Genomic DNA, 19,994 nt, shown 5'->3' on the forward strand with positions numbered 1-19,994 from the left:
CTGGCTCAGGAACCAGCCTTCGGCAGGTCAGCCGGCGTCGGGGTCCGGCGTCGCCGTCACCGGGAACAGCTGGTCCTGGACCATCTGGTGGATGAGCGAGTAGTCGGGCTCCTCCGGATCGATCGTCGGAGGCACGAACTGCAGCGAGTTGATCGGCAGTTCCTTCGTCTTGAGGGCGAGGTTCACGAAGTAGCCGAGCATCCCCTGCGGGACATCGGTCTTCACGACGTCGCTCCCCGCCGCGGCGACGTCCTGGAAGCGCGCGAGCACGTTCGTCGGGCTGAACTGCTTCAGCATCGCCGTCTGGAGGATGTGCTGACGCTCCATCCGGTCGTAGTCGCTCGTGGAGTGGCGCGAGCGTGCGTACATGAGGGCCGTCCAACCGTCCATGTGCTGCTCGCCCGGTTCGATCCAGGCGGTGACGTTCTCGAGGTCGGCGTCGCCGTCCATCGGCAGCCGCTCCTTGACGTCGATGTCGACGCCGCCGAGCGTGTCGATGAGGGTCGCGAATCCGTACATGTCGATGAGGACGTACCACTGGATGTGCAGGCCGGTGATGCCCTCGGCCGCCTGCTTCATCGCTTCGATGCCGGGCTCACTGCCTCGCGCCTCGGCATCGGGGAACAGCTCCGGGTTCTTCAGCTCGATCTCCGTGTAGATGGAGTTCAGCTGGCAGACGTCGACGTCGCAGGAGTCGTTGTAGCCGTCGGGGTAGAGACCGGCCATCTCGCTGCCCTCGGGGAACGGGATGTCGATGAGGTCGCGCGGCATGGACATCGTCGTCGCCTGACCGGTCTCGGCGTTGATGCTCACGACCGACATGCTGTCGGGGCGCATGCCGTCGCGGTCGGGGCCGGCGTCACCACCCAGCAGGAGGATGTTGTAGTAGCCGTCGATGGGAGGTTCAGACGGACCGGTGTTGCCGAAGATCGACGAGATCGACCCACGGGTGGCTCCGGCCACGACCGCACCGTAGCCGGCGCCGCCGGCGACGAGGACCATGGCGAGCGTCGTGAACACCGCGACACCGAGTCTCGCGTTCGGCGAGGCCTTCACGAGGCGCACGAGCCGGAGCGTGTCGAGGGTGAGCACCACCCAGAGGATCGCGTAGGCGACGAGCAGCACCTGGGCGACGGTGAGCGCGATGGGGTTGGTCGCGAGTGTGAACAGCACTTCACGGGCCAGGAACATGAGGACGACCGCGACGACGACGAGCAGCCACAGGAACAGTGTGAAGCCGAGACCGAAACGGCCGAGTTTGCGGTTGCCGGCCAGCACCTGTGCGGAGCCGGGGATCAGCAGGTTGAGGATCACGAGCCACCAGGCGCGCTTCGTCATCACCTCGCGCGAGCGGGTGTCGGGGTACCGCATCGGCTTCGCGGCGGTGGCTGCACTCGTCATAGTTTGGCTTTGAGGTTCCGGTTCTTCTCCTCGACGGAGGCGGCGAGGGACTCCGCGTAGTCGACGAGCGCACCCTGGAGTGCGTCGTCGGCGGTGGCGAGGATCTTGACGGCGATGAGGCCGGCGTTCTTCGCGCCACCGATCGAGACGGTCGCGACGGGGACACCGGCGGGCATCTGCACGATCGAGAGCAACGAGTCGAGCCCGTCGAGGCGCGAGAGCGGCACGGGGACACCGACGACCGGGAGGGTCGTCACCGAGGCGAGCATGCCCGGCAGGTGCGCGGCGCCGCCGGCACCGGCGATGATGACCTTGACACCGCGACCGTGCGCCGCCTTGCCGTAGGCGATCATCTTCTCGGGCGTGCGATGCGCTGAGAGCACCTCGACCTCGAACGGCACACCGAAGTCGCGCAACAGCTGCGCGGCATCGCTCATCACGTTCCAGTCGGAGTCCGAACCCATGACGACTCCGACGAGCGGTCGGGCGTCCTGGGGCTGGGCAGAGTTCTCGGGCATGAGCACCATCGTAGATCCGGGAGGCTGAAGATCCCCTCATGACGCACCGCAGCTGTCGGACAGGTCCGCGTCTGCGAGAATCGGCACATGAGCGAGTCGACCGGAGCCGCATCCACGCACCGAACGGGTCCTGCCTCCCCACGTGAGATCCGACGCTGGCGCGACTACCTCGCCGACGAACGAGCTGAGGCCGCCGTGTACCGCGATCTCGCCAGCCGACGGAGCGGTGAGGAACGCGAGATCCTCCTCGCCCTCGCCGAGGCGGAGAAACGGCACGAGTCGCACTGGATCGCGCTGCTCGGCGACGACATCGGCAAACCGCAGCGCGGCGACCTGAGGACCCGTATCCTCGGCTGGCTCGCCCGACGCTTCGGTTCGGTGTTCGTCCTCGCGCTCGTGCAGCGTGCTGAGGCCCGCTCCCCATATGCGACGGAGCGTGCCGCGACCGAGACGATGGCGGCCGACGAACAGATCCATGAGGAGGTGGTCCGTGGCCTGGCGGCTCGCGGACGCAACCGACTCTCCGGCACCTTCCGGGCGGCGGTGTTCGGCGCGAACGACGGCCTCGTCTCGAACCTCGCGCTCGTCATCGGTATGAGCGCCACAGGCGTCGGGAACGGGGTGGTCCTCGCCGCCGGACTCGCGGGCCTCCTGGCCGGAGCGCTCTCGATGGGCGCTGGTGAGTACGTCTCCGTGCGGTCGCAGCGTGAACTCCTGGAGGCCTCGAGCCCGAACCCCGCTGCCGACGACGCGCTCCGCCACCTCGACGTCGACGCGAACGAGCTCGCCCTCGTCTACCGGGCCAGAGGACTCGAGCCTCGAGAAGCCGAGGCGCGAGCCGCAGACGTCCTCGCACGGGTCGGCGCCGGCACCTACCAGGCGGAGGCTCGCGCGGACGTCGACCACGAGGCGATCGGGACGGGACTCGGTGCAGCGCTGTCGAGCTTCTGCTTCTTCGCCTCCGGCGCGATCATCCCCGTCCTGCCGTACCTGCTCGGTCTCCAGGGGCTCACCGCCCTCCTCGTCGCTGCACTGCTCGTGGGCATCGCGCTCCTCGGAACAGGCGCGGTCGTCGGTCTCCTGTCGGGTGGCCCGCCGCTGCGTCGCGCCCTGCGTCAGCTCGGCATCGGCTACGGCGCCGCGGCTGCCACCTACCTGCTCGGCCTGCTCTTCGGCGCCAACGTGTCCTGATCGAGCCCGGCCCCGAGACGTCACCCGCCGGACAGCTGTGCGTCACCGCGACGAGCTAGCGTGAGCGCACCTCCTGTCCGACGAGCATCAGGGATGCCGATTGCCGCCGCCCCAGCCCAGCACCGTGGTCCGCCCCGCACTCGGCTCGGTTCCGAGGACCCAACCGGACATCCAGGTCCTCCGGGCGATCGCCGTCCTGTCGGTCGTCGTGTTCCATCTGTCACCCGCTGCCGTGCCCGGCGGCTACATCGGGGTCGACGTGTTCTTCGTCGTCAGCGGCTACCTCATCACCGGCCACCTGGTCCGCGAGGCGACGGCGACCGGGCACATCGACCTGCCGCGTTTCTGGGCCAGGCGTGCTCGGCGGCTGCTCCCGGCTGCGCTCCTCGTCCTCGCCGTCACCTCGATCGCCATCTGGCTCCTCGCCCCGCAGACGACGTGGGCGCAGTTCTTCACCGAAGCGGTCGCGAGCGCCACGTCCTGGGAGAACTGGTTCCTCGCCGCGAGCTCCGTCGACTACCTCGCCGAGGGCAGCGCCGCGTCGCCCGTGCAGCACTTCTGGTCCCTGTCCGTCGAGGAGCAGTTCTATCTCGTCCTGCCGCTCGTCGTGGTGCTGTGCACCGTGCTCGCGACCCGCTTCCGACGATTCGGGCTGCGTCGGACGTTGGCCGGGGCGCTCGGACTCATCGGGGCCGGCTCACTGCTCGGCTCGATCGTCCTCACGGCGTCGGATCCCGCGCCGGCGTACTTCATGACGACGACTCGAGCGTGGGAGTTCGCCGCCGGCGGTCTCCTCGCACTCCTCGGACCGGTGGTGCTCGTCCACCGGAGCCGGCGGCGGACCACCGCTGGCCTGGCCGGTGTCGGACTGCTCGCGCTGGCCCTCTGGGCCTTCTCCCGCGAGACCCCCTTCCCGGGAGTCGCCGCCGTGGTGCCGGTGGTCGGCACGCTCCTCGTCATCGCCGGCGGCTCCTCGCAGCTCCGATGGTCGGTCACGACGATCGCGAACTGGCGGCCGGCCAGGTTCTTCGGCGACATCTCGTACTCGCTGTACCTCTGGCACTGGCCCCTCATCGTGTTCGCACCGATGCTGATCGATGGTGCGATCGGCTGGGGTGGCGCGCTCGTCGTCCTCGTCGTCTCCGTCACGCTCGGGGCGGCGACCACCCGGTTCATCGAGGACCCGGTGCGGCGGTGGCCACGACTGACTGTCGCCCGGCCGCGTCGAACCTTCGTCGTCGCGGCGGCGGCGACCGCGATCGTCCTGTGCATCCCTCTGGGCGGCCGCGCGAGTGTCGAGGTGCAGGAGTACCAGACCGCGAGCGCCGTCGACGCCTACGTCGGAACCGAGGAGCCATGCTTCGGTGCTGCGGCCGCGGTGTCCGTCGGTTGCAGCAACCCGGCGCTCGGTGACGCGCTGTACCCGCCGCTCGCGGTCCGGACGGAGGACACCGGCGACACGTTCCGGTGCTCGGCGAAGGCCGAGGACGTCGACTTCCCCGGGTGCTCCTTCGGCTCGATGCGGGCCGACGCCGTCCGCGTGGCGATCACGGGGAACTCCCACGCGACGATGCTGATCCCGGGGCTCATCGATCAACTCGTGGAACGCAACTGGCGGCTCGACGTGTACGTCGGGAAGGGGTGCGAATGGCGCGCACCGTCCGCCGACGATTCCCGCGCTTGCAGTGCGAGGCGAACGCTGATGCAGGAGCGGTTCACCGGTCCGCACCCGTACGACATCGTGCTCGTGACCTCGAAGAGTCCCGACGAGACGTCGGTCGCCGACCAGGCGCGCATCCGCGAGGCGACACTCGCTGTGTGGAGGCCGGTGCTCGACCGCGGGACGGCCATCGTGGTGCTCCGCGACAACCCGAGGGTGCCGGACGACGCTGCCGCCTGCGTCGATCGGAGTACCGCTGGCGAGTTGCTCGCGGGTGCGTGCGCGTTCCCCGTGCTCGACGCCTATCCGAACGTCGACCTGAACATCGCGGCCGCTGCGATGACCGACGGCCAGGTACCCGTCATCGACCTCGGTGCCTTGTACTGCTCCGGCGGAAGCTGTCCGCTGGCGGTCGGCCACGTGCTCGTGTACCGCGACCTGCACCACATCACGGCCACCTGGTCGAGGACGATCGCTCCGATGCTCGCCGACGCGATCGCGTCCGCCGCCAGCGCGGTGCGCTGACGCGAGCGCGGGCCTCCAGACGGGTGCGCTCGCGCGACAGGGCCGCGCTCGGACGAGCGCACCGCGCCGGCCGAAGGAGGGATCAGGCTGTGGTGGGCTCGTACTGACGCTGGTCGGCCGCGACACCGGCGAACCGGAAGGGCGCCGAGGTCTGCTGCGGGTGGACCACGTCGTGGACGTCGGCAGCTGCCGCATCGCCGAGCAACTGCAGGTAGCGGGCGTCGTCGATCGCCGTCCGCGCGTCGAGCTGCGCACGGTTGTCCTCGCTCCGGAGCGCCGAGCGGTAGCCGGAGCGGACGATGCCTGAGAAGACCTCGGCGACCGCCCCGGAACCGTAGCTCAGGAATCCGATCCGCTCGCCCGTGAGGTCGAGATCACTGTCGAGCAGCGCGAGCAGCGCGAGGTAGACCGACGCCGTGTAGCTGTTGCCGATCCGACGGTTGTATCCCGTGGTGGGCTCGATCTGCGCATCGAGCTCGGCCTGTGTGAGCTCCGAACCGACGACCTTCGCGAGGTGCCGGTGCGCCTTGATCGCCATCTTCGTGAACGGCTGGTGGTAGCAGAAGTGGTCGACCTCGTCGAACGCCGCTCCCCCGCGCGATCGGAAGTCCTCCCACGCGCCCTCGATGGCGTCCTGGTACGCGGAGATCGACAGCTTGCCGTCGACGATCGCCGTCGCGCTGTGGTTCGGGCGCCAGAAGTCCATGACGTCCTTCGTGTACACACCGGTCGGCGCCTCGAGCTCGATGAGCGAGGGATCAGCGGCCACGAGCATCGCGACCGCACCGGCGCCCTGGGTCGGCTCGGCGTTCGAGTGCAGTTCGTAGCGGGCGACGTCGCTCGCGATGACGAGCACCTGCTCACCAGGCGTGCGGGCGACGAGGGCTGCGGCGAACTGCAACGCGGCGGTCGCCGAGTAGCACGCCTGCTTCAACTCGACGACTCGGACGGCCTGCGGGAGACCGAGCAGCCGGTGCACATAGACGCCCGCGGCCTTCGACTGATCGATGCCGGACTCGGTCGCGAACAACACCGTGCGGAGGCGCTCGGTTCCGTGTCGCTCGATGATCGGGGCTGCGGCTGCGGCGGCCATCGTCACGATGTCCTCATCGGCTGCGAGGACACTCATCTCGCTCTGGCCGAGACCGACGTAGTACTTCGCCGGGTCGACGCCGAAACGGCCGGCGAGCTCGGCGAGGTCGATACGGTTCGCGCCGGTCGCGAAGGCGATGTCCTCGAGGCCGACGACGGGGGTGTTGGGGGATGATGCGGTCACGTGCTGGGTGCTCCGTTCGAGCTTCGACGATGCACCGGTGCTCCCGGTGCGATGGGAGGGTCAGGCCTTGGTGCTGCGTTCGAGTTTCAGGTGAGCGGCCATGAGCTCGCCGGGGTTCGTCTGCGCGGCGAGCAGGGAGAGTTCGCCGCACCAGACGGCGGCGGCACACAGGACCGCGAGTCGGCGGGCGTTCGCTCCGGGTTCACGGTCCTCGCGGCAACCCAGGCGGGCGAGGTTGTCCTCGACGAAGCCGAGCCCCTTGCCGTTGCCGACCGTGCCCACGATGAGGTTCGGGAGGGTGCAGGAGAAGTACAGGTCGCCGTCGTGCACCTCGGCGTGGGTGACGCCCTGCGAGCCCTCGACGATGTTCGCGGCATCCTGGCCGGTCGCGAGGTAGAACGCCAGCAACATGTTCGCGTAGTGCGCGTTCGCGCTGCGGAGGCCGCCGGCGAGGATCGTGCCGACGAGGTTCTTGCGGACGTTCAGTTGCACGATCTGTTCGGGGGTCGTGTGCAGGAAGCGCTCCACGATGGCCCGAGGAATGGTCATCTCGGTGACGACGTTCTTCCCTCGGCCGAGGATGCCGTTGACGGCGGTCGCCTTCTTGTCGGAGCAGAAGTTGCCTGAGATCGACCCGTATCGCAGCTGTGGCCAACGCTCCATGAGGTACGGCATGAGGCGATCGGAGGCGAGCGTGACCATGTTGTGGCCGGAGGCGTCGCCCGTGCGGAACTCGAGGCGCAGGAACAGGAGGTTGCCGGCGATCTGCGAATTGACCTCGATGAGTTCGGCGTAGTGGCTCGACTGCGCGACGACGGCTTGCAGCTCCGGCAGGCTGCGCTCGATCTCGCGGAGGGCCTGCAGGGCGTCCCCCGCGGAATCGACTTCGAAGAGCACCGATCGGCTCATCCGCTCGTCGACGAGGGTCGCACGGATGCCACCGGGCACCATGGAGGAGATCCGGGCACCACGGCGCACCGATGGCCACAGCGGGCTCTCGTAGGTGGCGAGCGGGACGTCCTGCTCGCCCTCCATCACGTTGCCGCTGAGGTGCAGCGGACCGATCCATTTGAGGGGGACGGGCGCGATGCCGTCCGGTTCGTTGCTCATGACTGCGATTCCGTTCCGCCGCGGCGGGCGTCGTGCTGCTCGGCGAAGGGCTGAGCGTAGGTGGACCTGATGGACTCGACCGCTTCGTCGTCGGTACGGCTGATCTCCCCGGGACCCCACGGGCTGTGGGCGGCGTCGATGAGGCCGGTGGGCGGATGGACCGTGAGCTTCAGACGTTCGATGCCGTGTGCCGACCACTCACCCTCGAGCTCGTCGGTCGAGACGGACTGCCCGATGAACGCGATCCCGCAGTCGCCACCGCCGGCACCGGAGGACTTCGCGGCCCCGCCGAGACGTTCGGCGGCGTCGCACAGCTGCGCGAGCGCGGTGGTCTCGATGTCGACGCCGGCGTCTCGGCCGAGGCTGGCGAGCGTCTCCCGGGCAGAACGCATCGCCCCGAGCACGAGTGCCGGGTCGTCGTCGTTCAGGCCGATGGTCAGCGCGTCGACCGCCGCCCGGCTCGCCGCGAGGAACGCGGTGTAGTGCGCGCTCTCCGCCCACTTGCGGGACTGCAGTTCGTCGACGAGCCGCGTGGTCGACGCCGGCTCGCCGGTCCAGCCGACGAGGAGACGCAGCGACGTCGGCGGCGCGAGGCGTTCGAGCCCGAGCTCCGCCCACGGGTCTCGGAGCGCAGCGAGGACGCCCGACTGGTGTCGGAGCTCCCGCAGCCGTGCCCGGTCCGGCGAGGTGTAGCGGAGCCAACCGCCGAACATGCTCGCGGCGAGGTCTCCACCGGAAGCGGCAGGGGCGACGTCGATGGTCGCGAGGATCGCGAGCTTCAGCATCTGGGTGCGGGTGAGGTCGAGCTGGTAGAACTCGTCGAGGGCGCGGACGGTCGCTGTGGTGACTGCGGCGCTCGAGCCGAGGCCGAACTTCCGCCCGCTCGCGTCGTCGAGTTCGCTCGTGATCGACAGGGACGAGAACCGGGGGGCGACACCGAGTTCGGCGACGAGCGCTTCCATCGTGCTGACCGCGGACAGCACGTGGTCGAGGGGGCGTTCCTCATGATCGACGACGACCCCGTTGCGGTTGCGTCGCCAGATGATGGGCGCGCGGCCGTACTGGTCGGAGAAGATGCGTCCCTCGTGCTCGCTGGCCTCGAGCCGGACCGTGACACAGCGGTCGACGGCGACGAGGATGGAGGGGTGTCCTGGCTCGACGACGGCGTACTCTCCGGCGACGAAGAGCTTCCCTGGCGCCTTGACCTCGATCATCGCGCTCCTTCCGTTGTCTGCTCGCCCGCCGATCCTTCGGAGCCGGTGGCGACGAGGCGCGCACCCAGGCCCGATCGGGCCGGGATCACGCCGATGTCCGGCTGCGCCTCGTTCACACGAGACGCGAGGCGGTCCACGTCGTCGGCCCGACAGAGGATCTTCACGTTCGGGCCGGCGTCCATCGTCGCATAGCATTCGAGGCCATCGCCTCTGAGGTTTGCGACGAGGTCGAGGAGCTCGACGCTCGCCGGACCCCAGTAGCGCACGGGAGGCTCCGCGCCGAGCATGGTCGCGTGCATGCGCATCGCGTTGCGCTCGGCGATGGTCCCCACCGCGGTGAAGTCCGCACGGGCGATCGCGGCGAGCATCTCGTCGAGTTCCAGCGGGTTCCGTTCGATCCACGCGGGGTAGTACGGCGACGTCGCAACCGTGCGCCGCATGCCGTCGCGGCTCGACACGGACTTCGCCCGCCCGTCGAGCACCGTCAGGACCATGCCGAGTTCCAGGCCGTTCGCCGGGACCGCCTCGGCGAACGAGCTCTCGTCGTCGTGCCCCGCGTGCCAGATCGCCAGTCCGTCGAAGATCGAGCGTGATGCCGAACCGCTCCCCCGCCGAGCCAGGCGGGACAGACGACGTGGGTCGAGCTCGAGCCCGAAGGCCGTGGACGCGGCGAGCGCCAGGGCGGCGAATCCGGAGGCGGAGGAGGCGAGGCCCGCTCCCGTGGGGATCTCGTTGTGGGAGTCCACCACGACCCGGTCGTCTCGGCCGGCGAGCGCGCGTACGAGGTCGACGAAGCGGGTGACGCGCTCGCGGGCCGTGCCGTCGAGCGGGCTGCCGCCCAAGAGGACGACGTCGTCGGGGCCGTCACTCAGGCGGACGCTGGTGGTGGTGGGGGCCGCGTCGAGGGTGAGGGAGAGGCTGCCGGTCCACGGCAGGATCAATGCCTCGTCGCGTTTGCCCCAGTACTTCACGAGCGCGATGTTGGGGTTCGCGAGGGCTGTCGCAGCGAACGGAGTCGTGGTGGGGTTCACGCGTATACCTCCGCGTCGATCGTCCAGGTGCCGAGTGCTCCGGCGTCCAGGAGGGCTGCCGAGACCCGTTCGGCGTCGGTGGTGGTGCTGGCGAGCGCAATGATGCAGCCGCCCTGCCCACCGCCGGTGAGTTTGGCACCGAGTGCCCCCGCGGCCGTCGCGACCTCGATGAGCGCGGTGATCGCCGGGTGGCCGACGCCGAGTTCGTCGAGGATGGTCTGGGCGGTTCGCATGTGAGCGCCGAGCGAGTCGCGTCGATCGGCGGCGAGGTCGGACACACCGGCGCGGGTACCGGCTTCGAGGGCATCGAGCAGCGCGGCGCCGCGTTCCGGGTGAGCGTCGAGGAACGAGCGCACGTCGGCGACGGCCTGTCTCGTGGAGCCGCGGGCCCCGGTGTCGGCGACGACGAAGCTGCCGCCGAAGCGGATGGGCGGGTACTCGACCGCTCCCGCGGTGAAGAGGACCGGTGCAGATGCGCTCGTCGCACGGGCGTCGAGTCCGCTCGGGGTGCCGTGGGCGACGCGTTCGCCGCGCTGCACGAGTTCGAAGCGGTCGGCATCGCTGAGCGTGACGCTGTAGAGGTCGGCCACGGCGTCGACGATGGCGTTGGCGGCTGCGGCACTCGAACCGAGTCCGCGGCCGATGGGAAGCGTGCCCCGGACGACGACCTCGACGCCGTCGCCGCTGGCACCGAGGTGGGAGAGGGTCTCCAGCACACTGGTGCCGAGCGGGTCTGACGGGTCGAGGGGGCCGAGCGAGATCTCCGTGTCGAGGACCGAGTCTCCGGCGATGCGGCGTGCGGTCGCCTCGACGAGCAGTGACGGCACCGGGAGCGCGATGGCGGGACGCCCGTGCACGACGGCGTGCTCGCCCAGCAGGATCGCCTTGGCGTGCGCGAACCCGCGACCGGTCGCCGCCGTGTGCTCTGTCGTCATCTCACCATTCTGGTACGAGAATGCGCAGCTGGCTGCACATCGTCCGTCCGGTCTGCGTCCGAGCTGGAACGGGCGAGAGCCCGTGAACGTCCAGCAGCGCGTCCGGGCGCTGCACGGATGGGCAGACGGAGGGGGCCGCCGGAGCTCCCGCGGCTCGTCCCATGCGTACCGGATACCCCCAGCCTACGCCGATCGGGGTCCCAGGGGCTCGACATGTGTTGAGCAACAGGTAAGGCCAGACTAATATCGGAGTACCTCCATTCATGCAGACGACGGCCGCCGCACCCAGCGCCCGCGTCGACACGGACCGACCCCTCCAGCGACGTAGTACCTCGGCCCCGTCATCTCACCGTCTCCGGGCCGTTCCGCGCCCGCATTCCGAGGGGTATCCAGTGAACTCATCGCCCGTTTCATCGCGCCCGCGCGCAGCAGCACCAGCTCCCTTCCCCGACCTCGTCGACCGCCAGACCGACAAGAGCGACTGCGGCGTCGGGTTCATCACCCGCAAGGACGGCGTGCAGACCCACGACGTCATCGCGCTCGGCGACACCGCCCTGTGTGCGATCCCCCACCGCGGGGGCATGTCCTCCGAGGGCGTCGGAGACGGCGCCGGCGTGCAGATCGACCTGTCCGTCGACTTCTTCAGTGCCCTCACGGGTCGTCGGCTCGAGGCGGGCCGCTTCGGCGTGGCGAACGTGTTCATGCCGGTCGACCACGGCCGCACGGCCGATGCGGAGGCCCTCATCGAGGAGACGCTCGCGGCGAGCGGGTTCACGGTGCTCGTCACGCGGGCGGTCCCGGTCGTCGACGCCGTGCTCCGCCCGGCCGCCGTCCAGTACCAGCTGCCGATCCGTCAGTGGGTGTTCGTCGCCGAGGAGGACTGCTCCCTCGAGGAGCTCGACCGCCGCACGCACGCCGCGCTCCTCGCGATCGAGGCGACCGCGTACGGCGACATCGCCTTCGACGGGCTCTACCCGCTGTCGCTCAGCACGCGCACCCAGGTCTTGAAGGGACGGCTGAACGCCGGCGAGGTCATCTCCTACTTCGCCGACCTCGCGGACCCGATGCACCGGGTCCGCACGCTCGCGTTCCACACCCGGTTCTCGACGAACACCGCACCGCACCCGTCGATGGCGCAGCCGTTCCGACTCATGGCGCACAACGGCGAGCTCAACACCGACCGCAAGAACCGGCTCTCGGAGACGGCGCTCGCTGCCGCCCGCGGCCGCAAGATCATCCGGGCCAGGGGCCAGTCCGACAGCTCGCGCCTCGACCAGACCCTGCACAGCCGGGTCATCGAGGACGGCCTCGAACTCCTCGAAGCCGTCGTGTCGGTCATGCCGCCGGCCTGGGAGAACGACCGGACGCTGAGCCGTGAGGTCCGATCGATGCTCGAGTACTTCTCGCTCGTCGAGGAGAAGAACGACGGCCCGGCCGCCCTGATCTTCAACGACGGCACGACCGTCGGCGCCCGCCTCGACCGTCTCGGCCTCCGCCCGCTGCGCAGCGTCGAGACCGCCGAGTACCTCTGTGTCACCTCGGAGGCCGGCCAGGTGCCGTTCGCCGACGACGAGGTCGTCCATCGCGGGCGGATCGAGGCGGGCGGCATGCTCGCCTACGACCACCGGACGGGCACCCGTCTGCGCACGGGCGAGGCGCTCGAGCTGCTCGCCGCCCGCAAGGACTACCCGTCGATGCTCGCCGCGGCCGCGATCGAGCTCGACGCCCTCGACGACCACGGCCCGGCGTCCGTGGAGCCGTCCGTCGACGGGCCGGCAGACCCGTTCCACTACTCCGGTGGGCTGAGCCAGGTGCAGCGCTACGTCGCGTACTCGCTCAACCAGGAGAGCTTCAAGTTCATGACCGACCCCATGCTCGCCTCGGGCAAGGAGAAGATCTCGGCAATGGGCTACGGCAACGCGATCAACGCGCTGAGCGACCAGGAGGGCGGCCTCGCGAAGTACTTCTCGCAGCGCTTCGCCCAGGTGACCAACCCGCCGCTCGACAGCATCCGCGAGGCGGACGGCATGACCCTGCGCGTCGCGCTCGGCCCGAAGCCGGGCAGCGGGACCATCGACACGAAGCAGCTCGTGCTCCGCTCGCCCATCATCAGTGAGGACGAGCTGCGCCGCCTGAGCGAGCAGCAGCTCTGCCCCGTCCAGTGGTTCGACATCCTCTACACGCCGACGAGCGGCGAGCAGGCGAACGCCGACGCCCTCGAAGCGGCCGTCGAACGGGTGGCGGCCGAGGTCGCCGCGTTCGCCGCGGTGAACGGCGGCATCGCGATCCTCACCGACCGCGGGGTCCACGCCGACGGCGCGGCACTGCCACTCATCCTCGTCGTCGCGGCGGTCAACCAGCGCCTCATCGACGACGGCCTGCGCCTGCGGGTCTCGCTCGTCGTCGACAGCGGGCAGCTGCCGTCCTCGCACCACGTCGCCTCGGCACTCGGGTTCGGGGCCGCGGCCGTCCACCCCCTGGCGGTCCGTCTCCGCGCCGAGCAGAAGCACCCCGACGAGGTCGACGCCGCGTACCGGCGCTTCGCCTACGCGGCGGAGAAGTCGCTGCTGAAGACGATGGGACGCGTCGGCCTCTGCACCGTCGAGAGCTACATCGGCGGCGAGTTCTTCGAGCCGAACTACCTCGACACGAGCGACCCGGTGCTCGCACGCGCCTTCCCGCACCTGCGCGCGCCCGTCGGCGGCGTCGGATTCGCGGGCATCGCCCGTGCGGCCAGCGCCTGGCACCACCGCGCCCTGACGACGTCGAGCGAGGCCGACGTGCCGCTGCTCGGCTTGTTCAAGGAGCGCGCTGAAGGTGCCGGCCACTCCTACGGCACGACCGCTGTCCGCGGCTTCGTCGACCTCACCGAGGAGACCGTCCAGCTGCCGCGCGCCGACACGACCCCGGTCGACCGCGCAGGCGGCACGCTGGGCGACGACCCGCTGCGTCTGCACACCATCGGCAACCTCGAGGACGCCTTCGGGATCGACGACGACGCCTACCAGCACACCTCGTTCGAGGCGCTCACCGACGAGGAGATCGACGCGTTCACGATCACGCCGGGCTACCGCTCGTTCGTGCAGTCGATGACGACCGAGCGTCGCCGTCGTCCTGCTGCACTCCGGGACGTGCTCGTGCTGCCGGAGGACGTCACGCGTCTGACGACGCCGGAGGAGTTCGCCCGCGAGCTCGACCGGCTGGGCCCCGTCGGCAACTCGTCGATCGTCGTCCGCGGCCTGCGGGCGACCCGCACGGAACAGGGGCGTCATCGCCTGCACCTCACCGGACCGCTCGACGGCGACCTGTCGCGCACCGCGGCGCTCGGCGAGTACTACGTCCAGCGCTTCGGCGCCGAGATCACCGGACACTGGCTGTCCGGTGGCGATCTGATCGTGGAGGCGACCGGCTCGGCAGACGTCTACTTCTCGCTGCTCGTCGAGGGCACCGAAAGCATCTCCACGGACCTCGTCCAGCCGGCGAGCGAGATCACCCGCTCGCTCGCCTCCGGGGCGATGAGTCACGGCGCACTCGTCGCCACCGCCCACGAAGCCGTCGCGCACGGCACCAACATGGTCGGCGGCATGTCGAACAGCGGTGAGGGCGGCGAGCACCTCTCGCGCTACGGCACCATCCGGGGTTCGCGGATCAAGCAGTTCGCCTCCGGGCGCTTCGGCGTCTGGGCCGGCTACCTCGCCGACCCGATGCTGCAGGAGCTGGAGATCAAGATCGGCCAGGGCGCGAAGCCCGGCGAGGGCGGGCAGCTGCCGGCCCCGAAGGTCACGATCGACATCGCCGCGGCACGCGGCGGCACCCCGGGTATCGAGCTCATCTCACCGCCACCGCACCACGACACCTACTCGATCGAGGACCTCGCGCAGCTCATCCACGACTGCAAGGCCGCGCGTGTCCGCGTCGTCGTGAAGCTCGTCTCCTCCGAGGGCATCGGCACGATCGCCGTCGGCGTCGCCAAGGCGGGCGCCGACGTCATCAACGTCGCCGGCAACACCGGTGGAACGGGTGCTGCGGCCGTCACGAGCCTCAAATACGCCGGTCGCAGCGCGGAGATCGGCATCGCCGAGGTCCACCAGGCGCTCAGCGCCAACGGGTTGCGCTCGAAGGTCACGCTGCGCTGCTCCGGCGCGCACCAGACCGGTCGCGACGTGGTCATCTCAGCGCTGCTCGGTGGTGACAGCTTCGAGTTCGGCACCACCGCGCTGATGATGCTGAAGTGCGTGATGGCGAAGAACTGCAACGTCAAGTGCCCCGCCGGTCTCACCACCAACCCGGAGACCTTCGACGGCGACCCGCGCGCGCTTGCGCAGTACCTGCTGAACATCGCCCACGACGTCCGCGAGCGTCTCGCGATCCTCGGCCTCCGATCCTTGCGCGAGGCCCGAGGCCGCACCGACCTCCTGCATCTCGTCGACCACCCGGCGGCCGTCGCCGATCTCGACCTCCGCGCGATGCTCGCCGTGGTCCCCGAGGTCGTCGTGACCGACCCGGTGTACATGGAGAAGGACTTCACGCTGGACGACGCGCTCATCGAACGGGTGCGGGCCGGGCTCTTCGACGACGGACGGACGACGATCGACCTCGGCGCCGAACAGGGCGACGGCGGCATCCGACTGGGCAACCGCTGGCGGAGCGTCGGGGGCCAGCTCGCGATCGACCTCGAGCGCATCCTCAACCACGAACTCGACGACGATCAGGCGGCCCGCTTCCCCGCCGTCGTCACCGACGACCGTGGGCACCGCACCCTCGCTCCGGAGACCGTGACGATCCGCACCGAGCACTCGGCCGGGCAGTCCTACGCGGCGTTCTGCGTCGACGGCCTGCACTGGCAGCACACCGGCACCTGCAACGACGGCGTCGGCAAGAGCGCCTCCGGCGGCACGATCGCGATCCTCTCCCCCGGTGGCGGCAGCTCGGAGCCCGGCGGCAACGTCCTCGTGGGCAACTTCGCCCTCTTCGGAGCGACCGGCGGACGCACCTTCGTGCAGGGCGAGGCCGGCGACCGCTTCGCCGTCCGGAACTCCGGCGCGACCGCGGTCGTCGAGGGGGTCGGCGACTACGCGTGCGAGTACATGACGAACGGCGCCGTCCTGAACCTCGGGGGCTTCGGCATCGGCTTCGGCAACGGCATGAGCGGCGGATTCGTCTACCAGTACGATCCGCGGGGCGAGCTGCCGAGCAGGGTGAGCGCCGACTCGCTCATCCTCGGTTCGATCACCGAGGGCGAGCAGGCGGCCTTCCACGAGGCGGCCGTGCTCCTCATGCTGGAGTGGCATCTCGAGGCGACGGGCTCCCCTCTGGCCGCCTCGCTGTTGGCAGAGTGGGAGACGGCCAGACACCACATCGTGTTCGGTATGCCGCGTGCTCTGCTCCTCTACCAGGACAGCGATGCGATCCTTGCGGCGAAGAGCCGCAAGGAGCTGCTCGACGAGCTCGGCGTGGCCCTCGCGGCCCAGCAACTCCGGTCCTTCAAGCTCGACTACCGCGACCGCCGACCGGTTCGCGGCGGCCGTGCTCCTGGACTCGGCGAACGCTTCGGCGAGCCCGCTGCGGACCCGCAGGACGTCTACGCTCTCCTCACGAGCTACACCGTGCTGAAGCTCGCACAGGAGGTAGCCCTGTCGCGCACACCCGGGATCGACGACCCGGCGCACCCCACGGTCCAGGCGACGGTGCGCACGCTCATCCTCACCGAGGACTTCGGCGTGATGCAGCGTGTCCAGCGAGCCGCCCGGGACCTCCTGGAGCGCTACGACGACGTCGAACTGGCGGCGATGATCGCAGCGAAACGACTCCACGACTACACGGAGGCGCTGCGGCTCCGCAACGTCCGATCGATCGACCACCCGGGCACCACCGGCTGGATCATGCACCAGCACGCGAAGAACCGGGCCCGATCCGCGACCACGGGCGGCACCGAACAACTCCTCGCCTCGGCAGCCCTCGCCGAACTGACGACGGTCGGCCGCCGATGAGCGCGCCGACCCTGGAGACGACGATGACAGCACCACTCGACGGCGGGACGACCCCGTCCGAGCAGACGACCCCGGCGGCCCGGATCGCGACGCCCGCCCGAGCGGACGGTCGATCGCCCGCGCCCGTCCTGTTCGAGGCGCTCGCAGCGCTCAGCGGGAGCCGCGCCGACGACCCGTTCATCCCGGCCGATGCACCGTTCAGCGCCGAGCAGCGGGTGTGGCTCGCCGGCTTCCTGGCCGGCGTCCGATCGAGCGCGGTCGAGGACCAGGCCCCCGCCACCGCCCAGCTGTCGCTGCGCGTCCTCATCGGGACGCAGACCGGTACCGCTGAGGCCGTCGCCGACGACCTCTCCCGTGCTGCGTCCGGCTTCGGCATCAGTGCGACGCTGTCCGGACTCGACGACATCGAGGTCGAGCAGCTCGTCGGCCTCGGACATCTCGTCATCATCACGTCCACCTATGGCGAGGGCGAGATGCCCGACAATGCCGAACTGTTCTGGGACGCCCTGCAGGCGAGCACCGCTCCACGGCTCGACGGGCTCAAATTCTCCGTCCTCGCGCTGGGCGACTCGAGCTACGACGGGTTCTGTCAAGCCGGCAAGCTCATCGACACGCGTCTCGAGCAGCTCGGCGCTGAGCGGGTGCTCGCCCGCGTCGATTGCGACGTCGACTACGAGGAGCACGCCGCCGCATGGACGACCGAGGCGTTGACGGTCTTCGGGGCGCTCGCGCCCACCGCCGGTACCGAGGTCGCTCCTGCGGCCGCGCCCGCCAAGAAGCCCGCCCGCACCCGTTCGCCCTGGACGCGCAAGACGCCTTACGGCGCGACCCTCGCCGTGAATCGCGTCCTCTCCGGCCCTGCATCGTCGAAGGAGATCCGCCACTACGAGTTCGACCTCGCCGACAGCGGCATCGAGTACGCGGCCGGGGACGCGCTCGGTGTCATGCCGATGAACGACCCCGCACTCGTCGACGCGATCATCGCCGAACTCGACGCGTCGGCGGAGGACTCGGTCGAGGACTCGACGCTCGGAGAACGGCTCACGCGCGGTTTCGAGATCCGTACGCCATCGCGAGAGCTCGTCGCCGAGCTCGCCGAGCGCGCCCCGGACTCCGAACTCGCCGGCATCCTCGCACTCGCCCAGGCGGAGACCCTCGACTCCTGGCTCCGCGACCGCGACATCCTCGACCTGCTGCGCGCCTCGACGTCCGCACGTTTCAGTGCGGCCGACTTCCTCGACGTCCTCCGCCCCCTGCAGCACCGCGCGTACTCGATCTCGTCGAGCCCGCTCGCAGCGGCTGGCCGGGTGCATCTGACGGTGGCGAGCGTCCGCTACGCCGTCGGCTCCCGCACGCACGGCGGTGTCGCCTCCACCCATCTCGCCGACCGCGTCGCCGAAGGTGGCACGACCGGTGTCTTCGTCTCCGCGAACACGGGCTTCCGGGTGCCCTCCGACGACGACGCCCCACTCATCATGGTCGGGCCGGGCACCGGCATCGCGCCGTTCCGGTCCTTCCTCCAGGAGCGTCGCGAACGCGGCTCCAGCGGCCGGAACTGGCTGTTCTTCGGCGACCAGCACCGCGCGGACGACTTCATCTACGAGGACGAACTCGGTGAGCTCCTCACCGGCGGCGTGCTCGACCGCCTCGACCTCGCGTTCTCCCGTGACCAACGCGAGAAGGTGTATGTCCAGACGCGCATGCGCGAGAACGGCAAGGAGCTGTACGCCTGGCTCGAGGAGGGTGGCCACTTCGCGGTCTGCGGGGACGCCTCCCGGATGGCGAAGGACGTTGACCACGCGCTGCACGAGCTCATCGCCGAACACGGTGGCCGTTCGGCGGAGGAGGCCGCAGAGTACGTCCACGCGCTGAAGCGGGAGAAGCGGTACATCCGCGACGTGTACTGATGCCGGCGCGCAGGGCCACGCCGGAGACGCGCGCTCGGGGAGGAGCCTCCTGGGCTCCTCCCCGAGGCGGCTGACCGCTCCGGTGCGCTGCTACGCGTTCTCGGCGCCGAGGAGGGCCGCAGCGGCCCGCGCCTCGTACACGACGTCGTCGAGGTCGTCGCCGGCGACGTTCACGTGGCCGACCTTCCGCCCGGGACGCGGGTCTTTGCCGTAGTTGTGCACCTTGGCGACGGGGTGGGCGGCGAACACCTGCGGGTACCGGTCGTCGAGCGTGCCGGTGGCCGGCCCTCCGAGGACGTTCACCATCACGGTCCAGTCGCGGTGACAGCCGGTCGCTCCGAGCGGGAGGTCGAGTACGGCTCGCAGGTGCTGCTCGAACTGGCTCGTGACGCTGCCGTCCTGCGTCCAGTGGCCGCTGTTGTGCGGTCGCATCGCGAGCTCGTTGATGAGCAGGCGGTCGTCGTCGGTCTCGAACAGCTCGACGGCCAGGACACCGGTGACCCCCAGCTCGGTCGCGACGGTGAAGGCGATCTGCTCGGCCACGTCGGCGAGCCGCCCGGCCGATTGCGGGGCGGGCGCGATGACCTCGCTGCACACACCACCGGCCTGCACCGTCTCGACGAGGCGCCACGGCACGACCTCACCGGACGGACGACGGGCGACGAGCTGCGCGAGCTCACGGCGGAAGGAGACGAGCTCCTCCACGAGGAGCGCTCCCCCGTTGCCGTCCTCAGCGAGTGCGGTGAACCAGTCGTCTGCCTCGTGAGAGCCGTGGACCACTCGGACGCCCTTGCCGTCGTACCCGCCGCGCGGGGTCTTCACGACGCCCTTGCCGCCATGGGCGTCGAGGAACGCCGCGAGCTCGTCGCGGTCGTGGACACGAGCCCAGTCGGGCACCGGCAGGCCGAGCTCGGTCAGGCGCTCGCGCATGAGGAGTTTGTCCTGGGCGACGGCGAGCGCATCAGGACCCGGATGCACCTGCACCCCCGCGTCGACGAGCGCTCGGAGCACGTTCTGCGGGACGTGCTCGTGGTCGAAGGTGATGACGTCGACGTCCTTCGCGAAGGCGAGCACCGTCTCGGCGTCGCGGTAGTCGCCCACCTGCACCGCGGCGAGCTTCGCGGACATGCCGTCCTGCTCGGCCAGCACGCGGATGTCGAGGCCGAGGTTCACGGCGGCCGGCACCATCATCCTGGCGAGCTGACCGCCACCGATCACTCCGACACGAATGCTCAT

Annotated in this window: 12 protein-coding genes; 4 read left to right on the top strand and 8 right to left on the bottom strand. The window is 70.0% G+C overall.

Annotation, left to right across the window (positions count from 1 at the left end; translation table 11 throughout):
- Nucleotides 1-27: 27 nt before the first annotated feature.
- A complete protein-coding gene (locus tag KXS11_RS14735; RefSeq protein WP_437386359.1) occupies nucleotides 28-1,401 on the bottom strand; it encodes an LCP family protein in 1,374 nt (457 codons plus the stop codon).
- A complete protein-coding gene (gene purE / locus KXS11_RS14740) occupies nucleotides 1,398-1,919 on the bottom strand; it encodes a 5-(carboxyamino)imidazole ribonucleotide mutase (RefSeq protein WP_437386360.1) in 522 nt (173 codons plus the stop codon). The genes KXS11_RS14735 and purE overlap by 4 nt, the downstream gene beginning before the upstream one ends.
- Nucleotides 1,920-2,006: 87 nt before the next feature.
- On the opposite strand from purE, the gene KXS11_RS14745 reads away from it, so the two are divergent.
- Both KXS11_RS14745 and KXS11_RS14750 read left to right on the top strand, forming a co-directional pair.
- On the top strand, nucleotides 2,007-3,110 hold the full coding sequence (locus KXS11_RS14745) for a VIT1/CCC1 transporter family protein (RefSeq protein WP_437386361.1): 1,104 nt from the start codon (nucleotides 2,007-2,009) through the stop codon (nucleotides 3,108-3,110).
- Nucleotides 3,111-3,234: 124 nt separating this feature from the next.
- The gene (locus tag KXS11_RS14750) at nucleotides 3,235-5,295 is read left to right on the top strand and encodes an acyltransferase family protein (protein ID WP_437386362.1); all 2,061 of its coding nucleotides are present in this window, start codon (nucleotides 3,235-3,237) and stop codon (nucleotides 5,293-5,295) included.
- Between the two features lie 82 nt (nucleotides 5,296-5,377).
- Here the strand turns inward: KXS11_RS14750 and KXS11_RS14755 are convergent, their stop codons facing one another.
- Genes KXS11_RS14755 through mvk form a run of 5 tightly spaced genes read right to left on the bottom strand, consistent with a single transcriptional unit; the run spans nucleotide 5,378 to nucleotide 10,861 of the window.
- A complete protein-coding gene (locus KXS11_RS14755; RefSeq protein WP_437386363.1) occupies nucleotides 5,378-6,571 on the bottom strand; it encodes a hydroxymethylglutaryl-CoA synthase in 1,194 nt (397 codons plus the stop codon).
- A gap of 60 nt (nucleotides 6,572-6,631) precedes the next feature.
- Entirely contained in the window at nucleotides 6,632-7,681 is a 1,050-nt protein-coding gene (locus KXS11_RS14760; RefSeq protein ID WP_437386364.1) for a hydroxymethylglutaryl-CoA reductase, read from the bottom strand.
- A complete protein-coding gene (locus tag KXS11_RS14765) occupies nucleotides 7,678-8,895 on the bottom strand; it encodes a phosphomevalonate kinase (protein WP_437386365.1) in 1,218 nt (405 codons plus the stop codon). Before KXS11_RS14765 ends, KXS11_RS14760 begins: the two co-directional genes overlap by 4 nt.
- Nucleotides 8,892-9,926: a diphosphomevalonate decarboxylase gene (gene mvaD, locus KXS11_RS14770; RefSeq protein ID WP_437386366.1), complete on the bottom strand. Its 1,035-nt coding sequence runs from the start codon at nucleotides 9,924-9,926 to the stop codon at nucleotides 8,892-8,894. The genes KXS11_RS14765 and mvaD overlap by 4 nt, the downstream gene beginning before the upstream one ends.
- Nucleotides 9,923-10,861, bottom strand: a complete 939-nt coding sequence (gene mvk, locus KXS11_RS14775; RefSeq protein ID WP_437386367.1) for a mevalonate kinase — start codon at nucleotides 10,859-10,861, stop codon at nucleotides 9,923-9,925. Before mvk ends, mvaD begins: the two co-directional genes overlap by 4 nt.
- Before the next feature lie 392 nt (nucleotides 10,862-11,253).
- On the opposite strand from mvk, the gene KXS11_RS14780 reads away from it, so the two are divergent.
- A complete protein-coding gene (locus tag KXS11_RS14780; protein ID WP_437386368.1) occupies nucleotides 11,254-16,851 on the top strand; it encodes a glutamate synthase-related protein in 5,598 nt (1,865 codons plus the stop codon).
- Nucleotides 16,848-18,758, top strand: a complete 1,911-nt coding sequence (locus KXS11_RS14785) for a sulfite reductase subunit alpha (RefSeq protein ID WP_437386369.1) — start codon at nucleotides 16,848-16,850, stop codon at nucleotides 18,756-18,758. Before KXS11_RS14780 ends, KXS11_RS14785 begins: the two co-directional genes overlap by 4 nt.
- A 90-nt stretch (nucleotides 18,759-18,848) precedes the next feature.
- Here KXS11_RS14785 and KXS11_RS14790 read toward each other — a convergent pair whose 3' ends face one another.
- Complete coding sequence (locus tag KXS11_RS14790) at nucleotides 18,849-19,994, bottom strand: 5-(carboxyamino)imidazole ribonucleotide synthase (RefSeq protein ID WP_437386370.1); 1,146 nt, start codon at nucleotides 19,992-19,994, stop codon at nucleotides 18,849-18,851.

The sequence above is a fragment of the Plantibacter flavus genome, assembly GCF_051487245.1.
GTDB lineage: Bacteria > Actinomycetota > Actinomycetes > Actinomycetales > Microbacteriaceae > Plantibacter > Plantibacter flavus_B.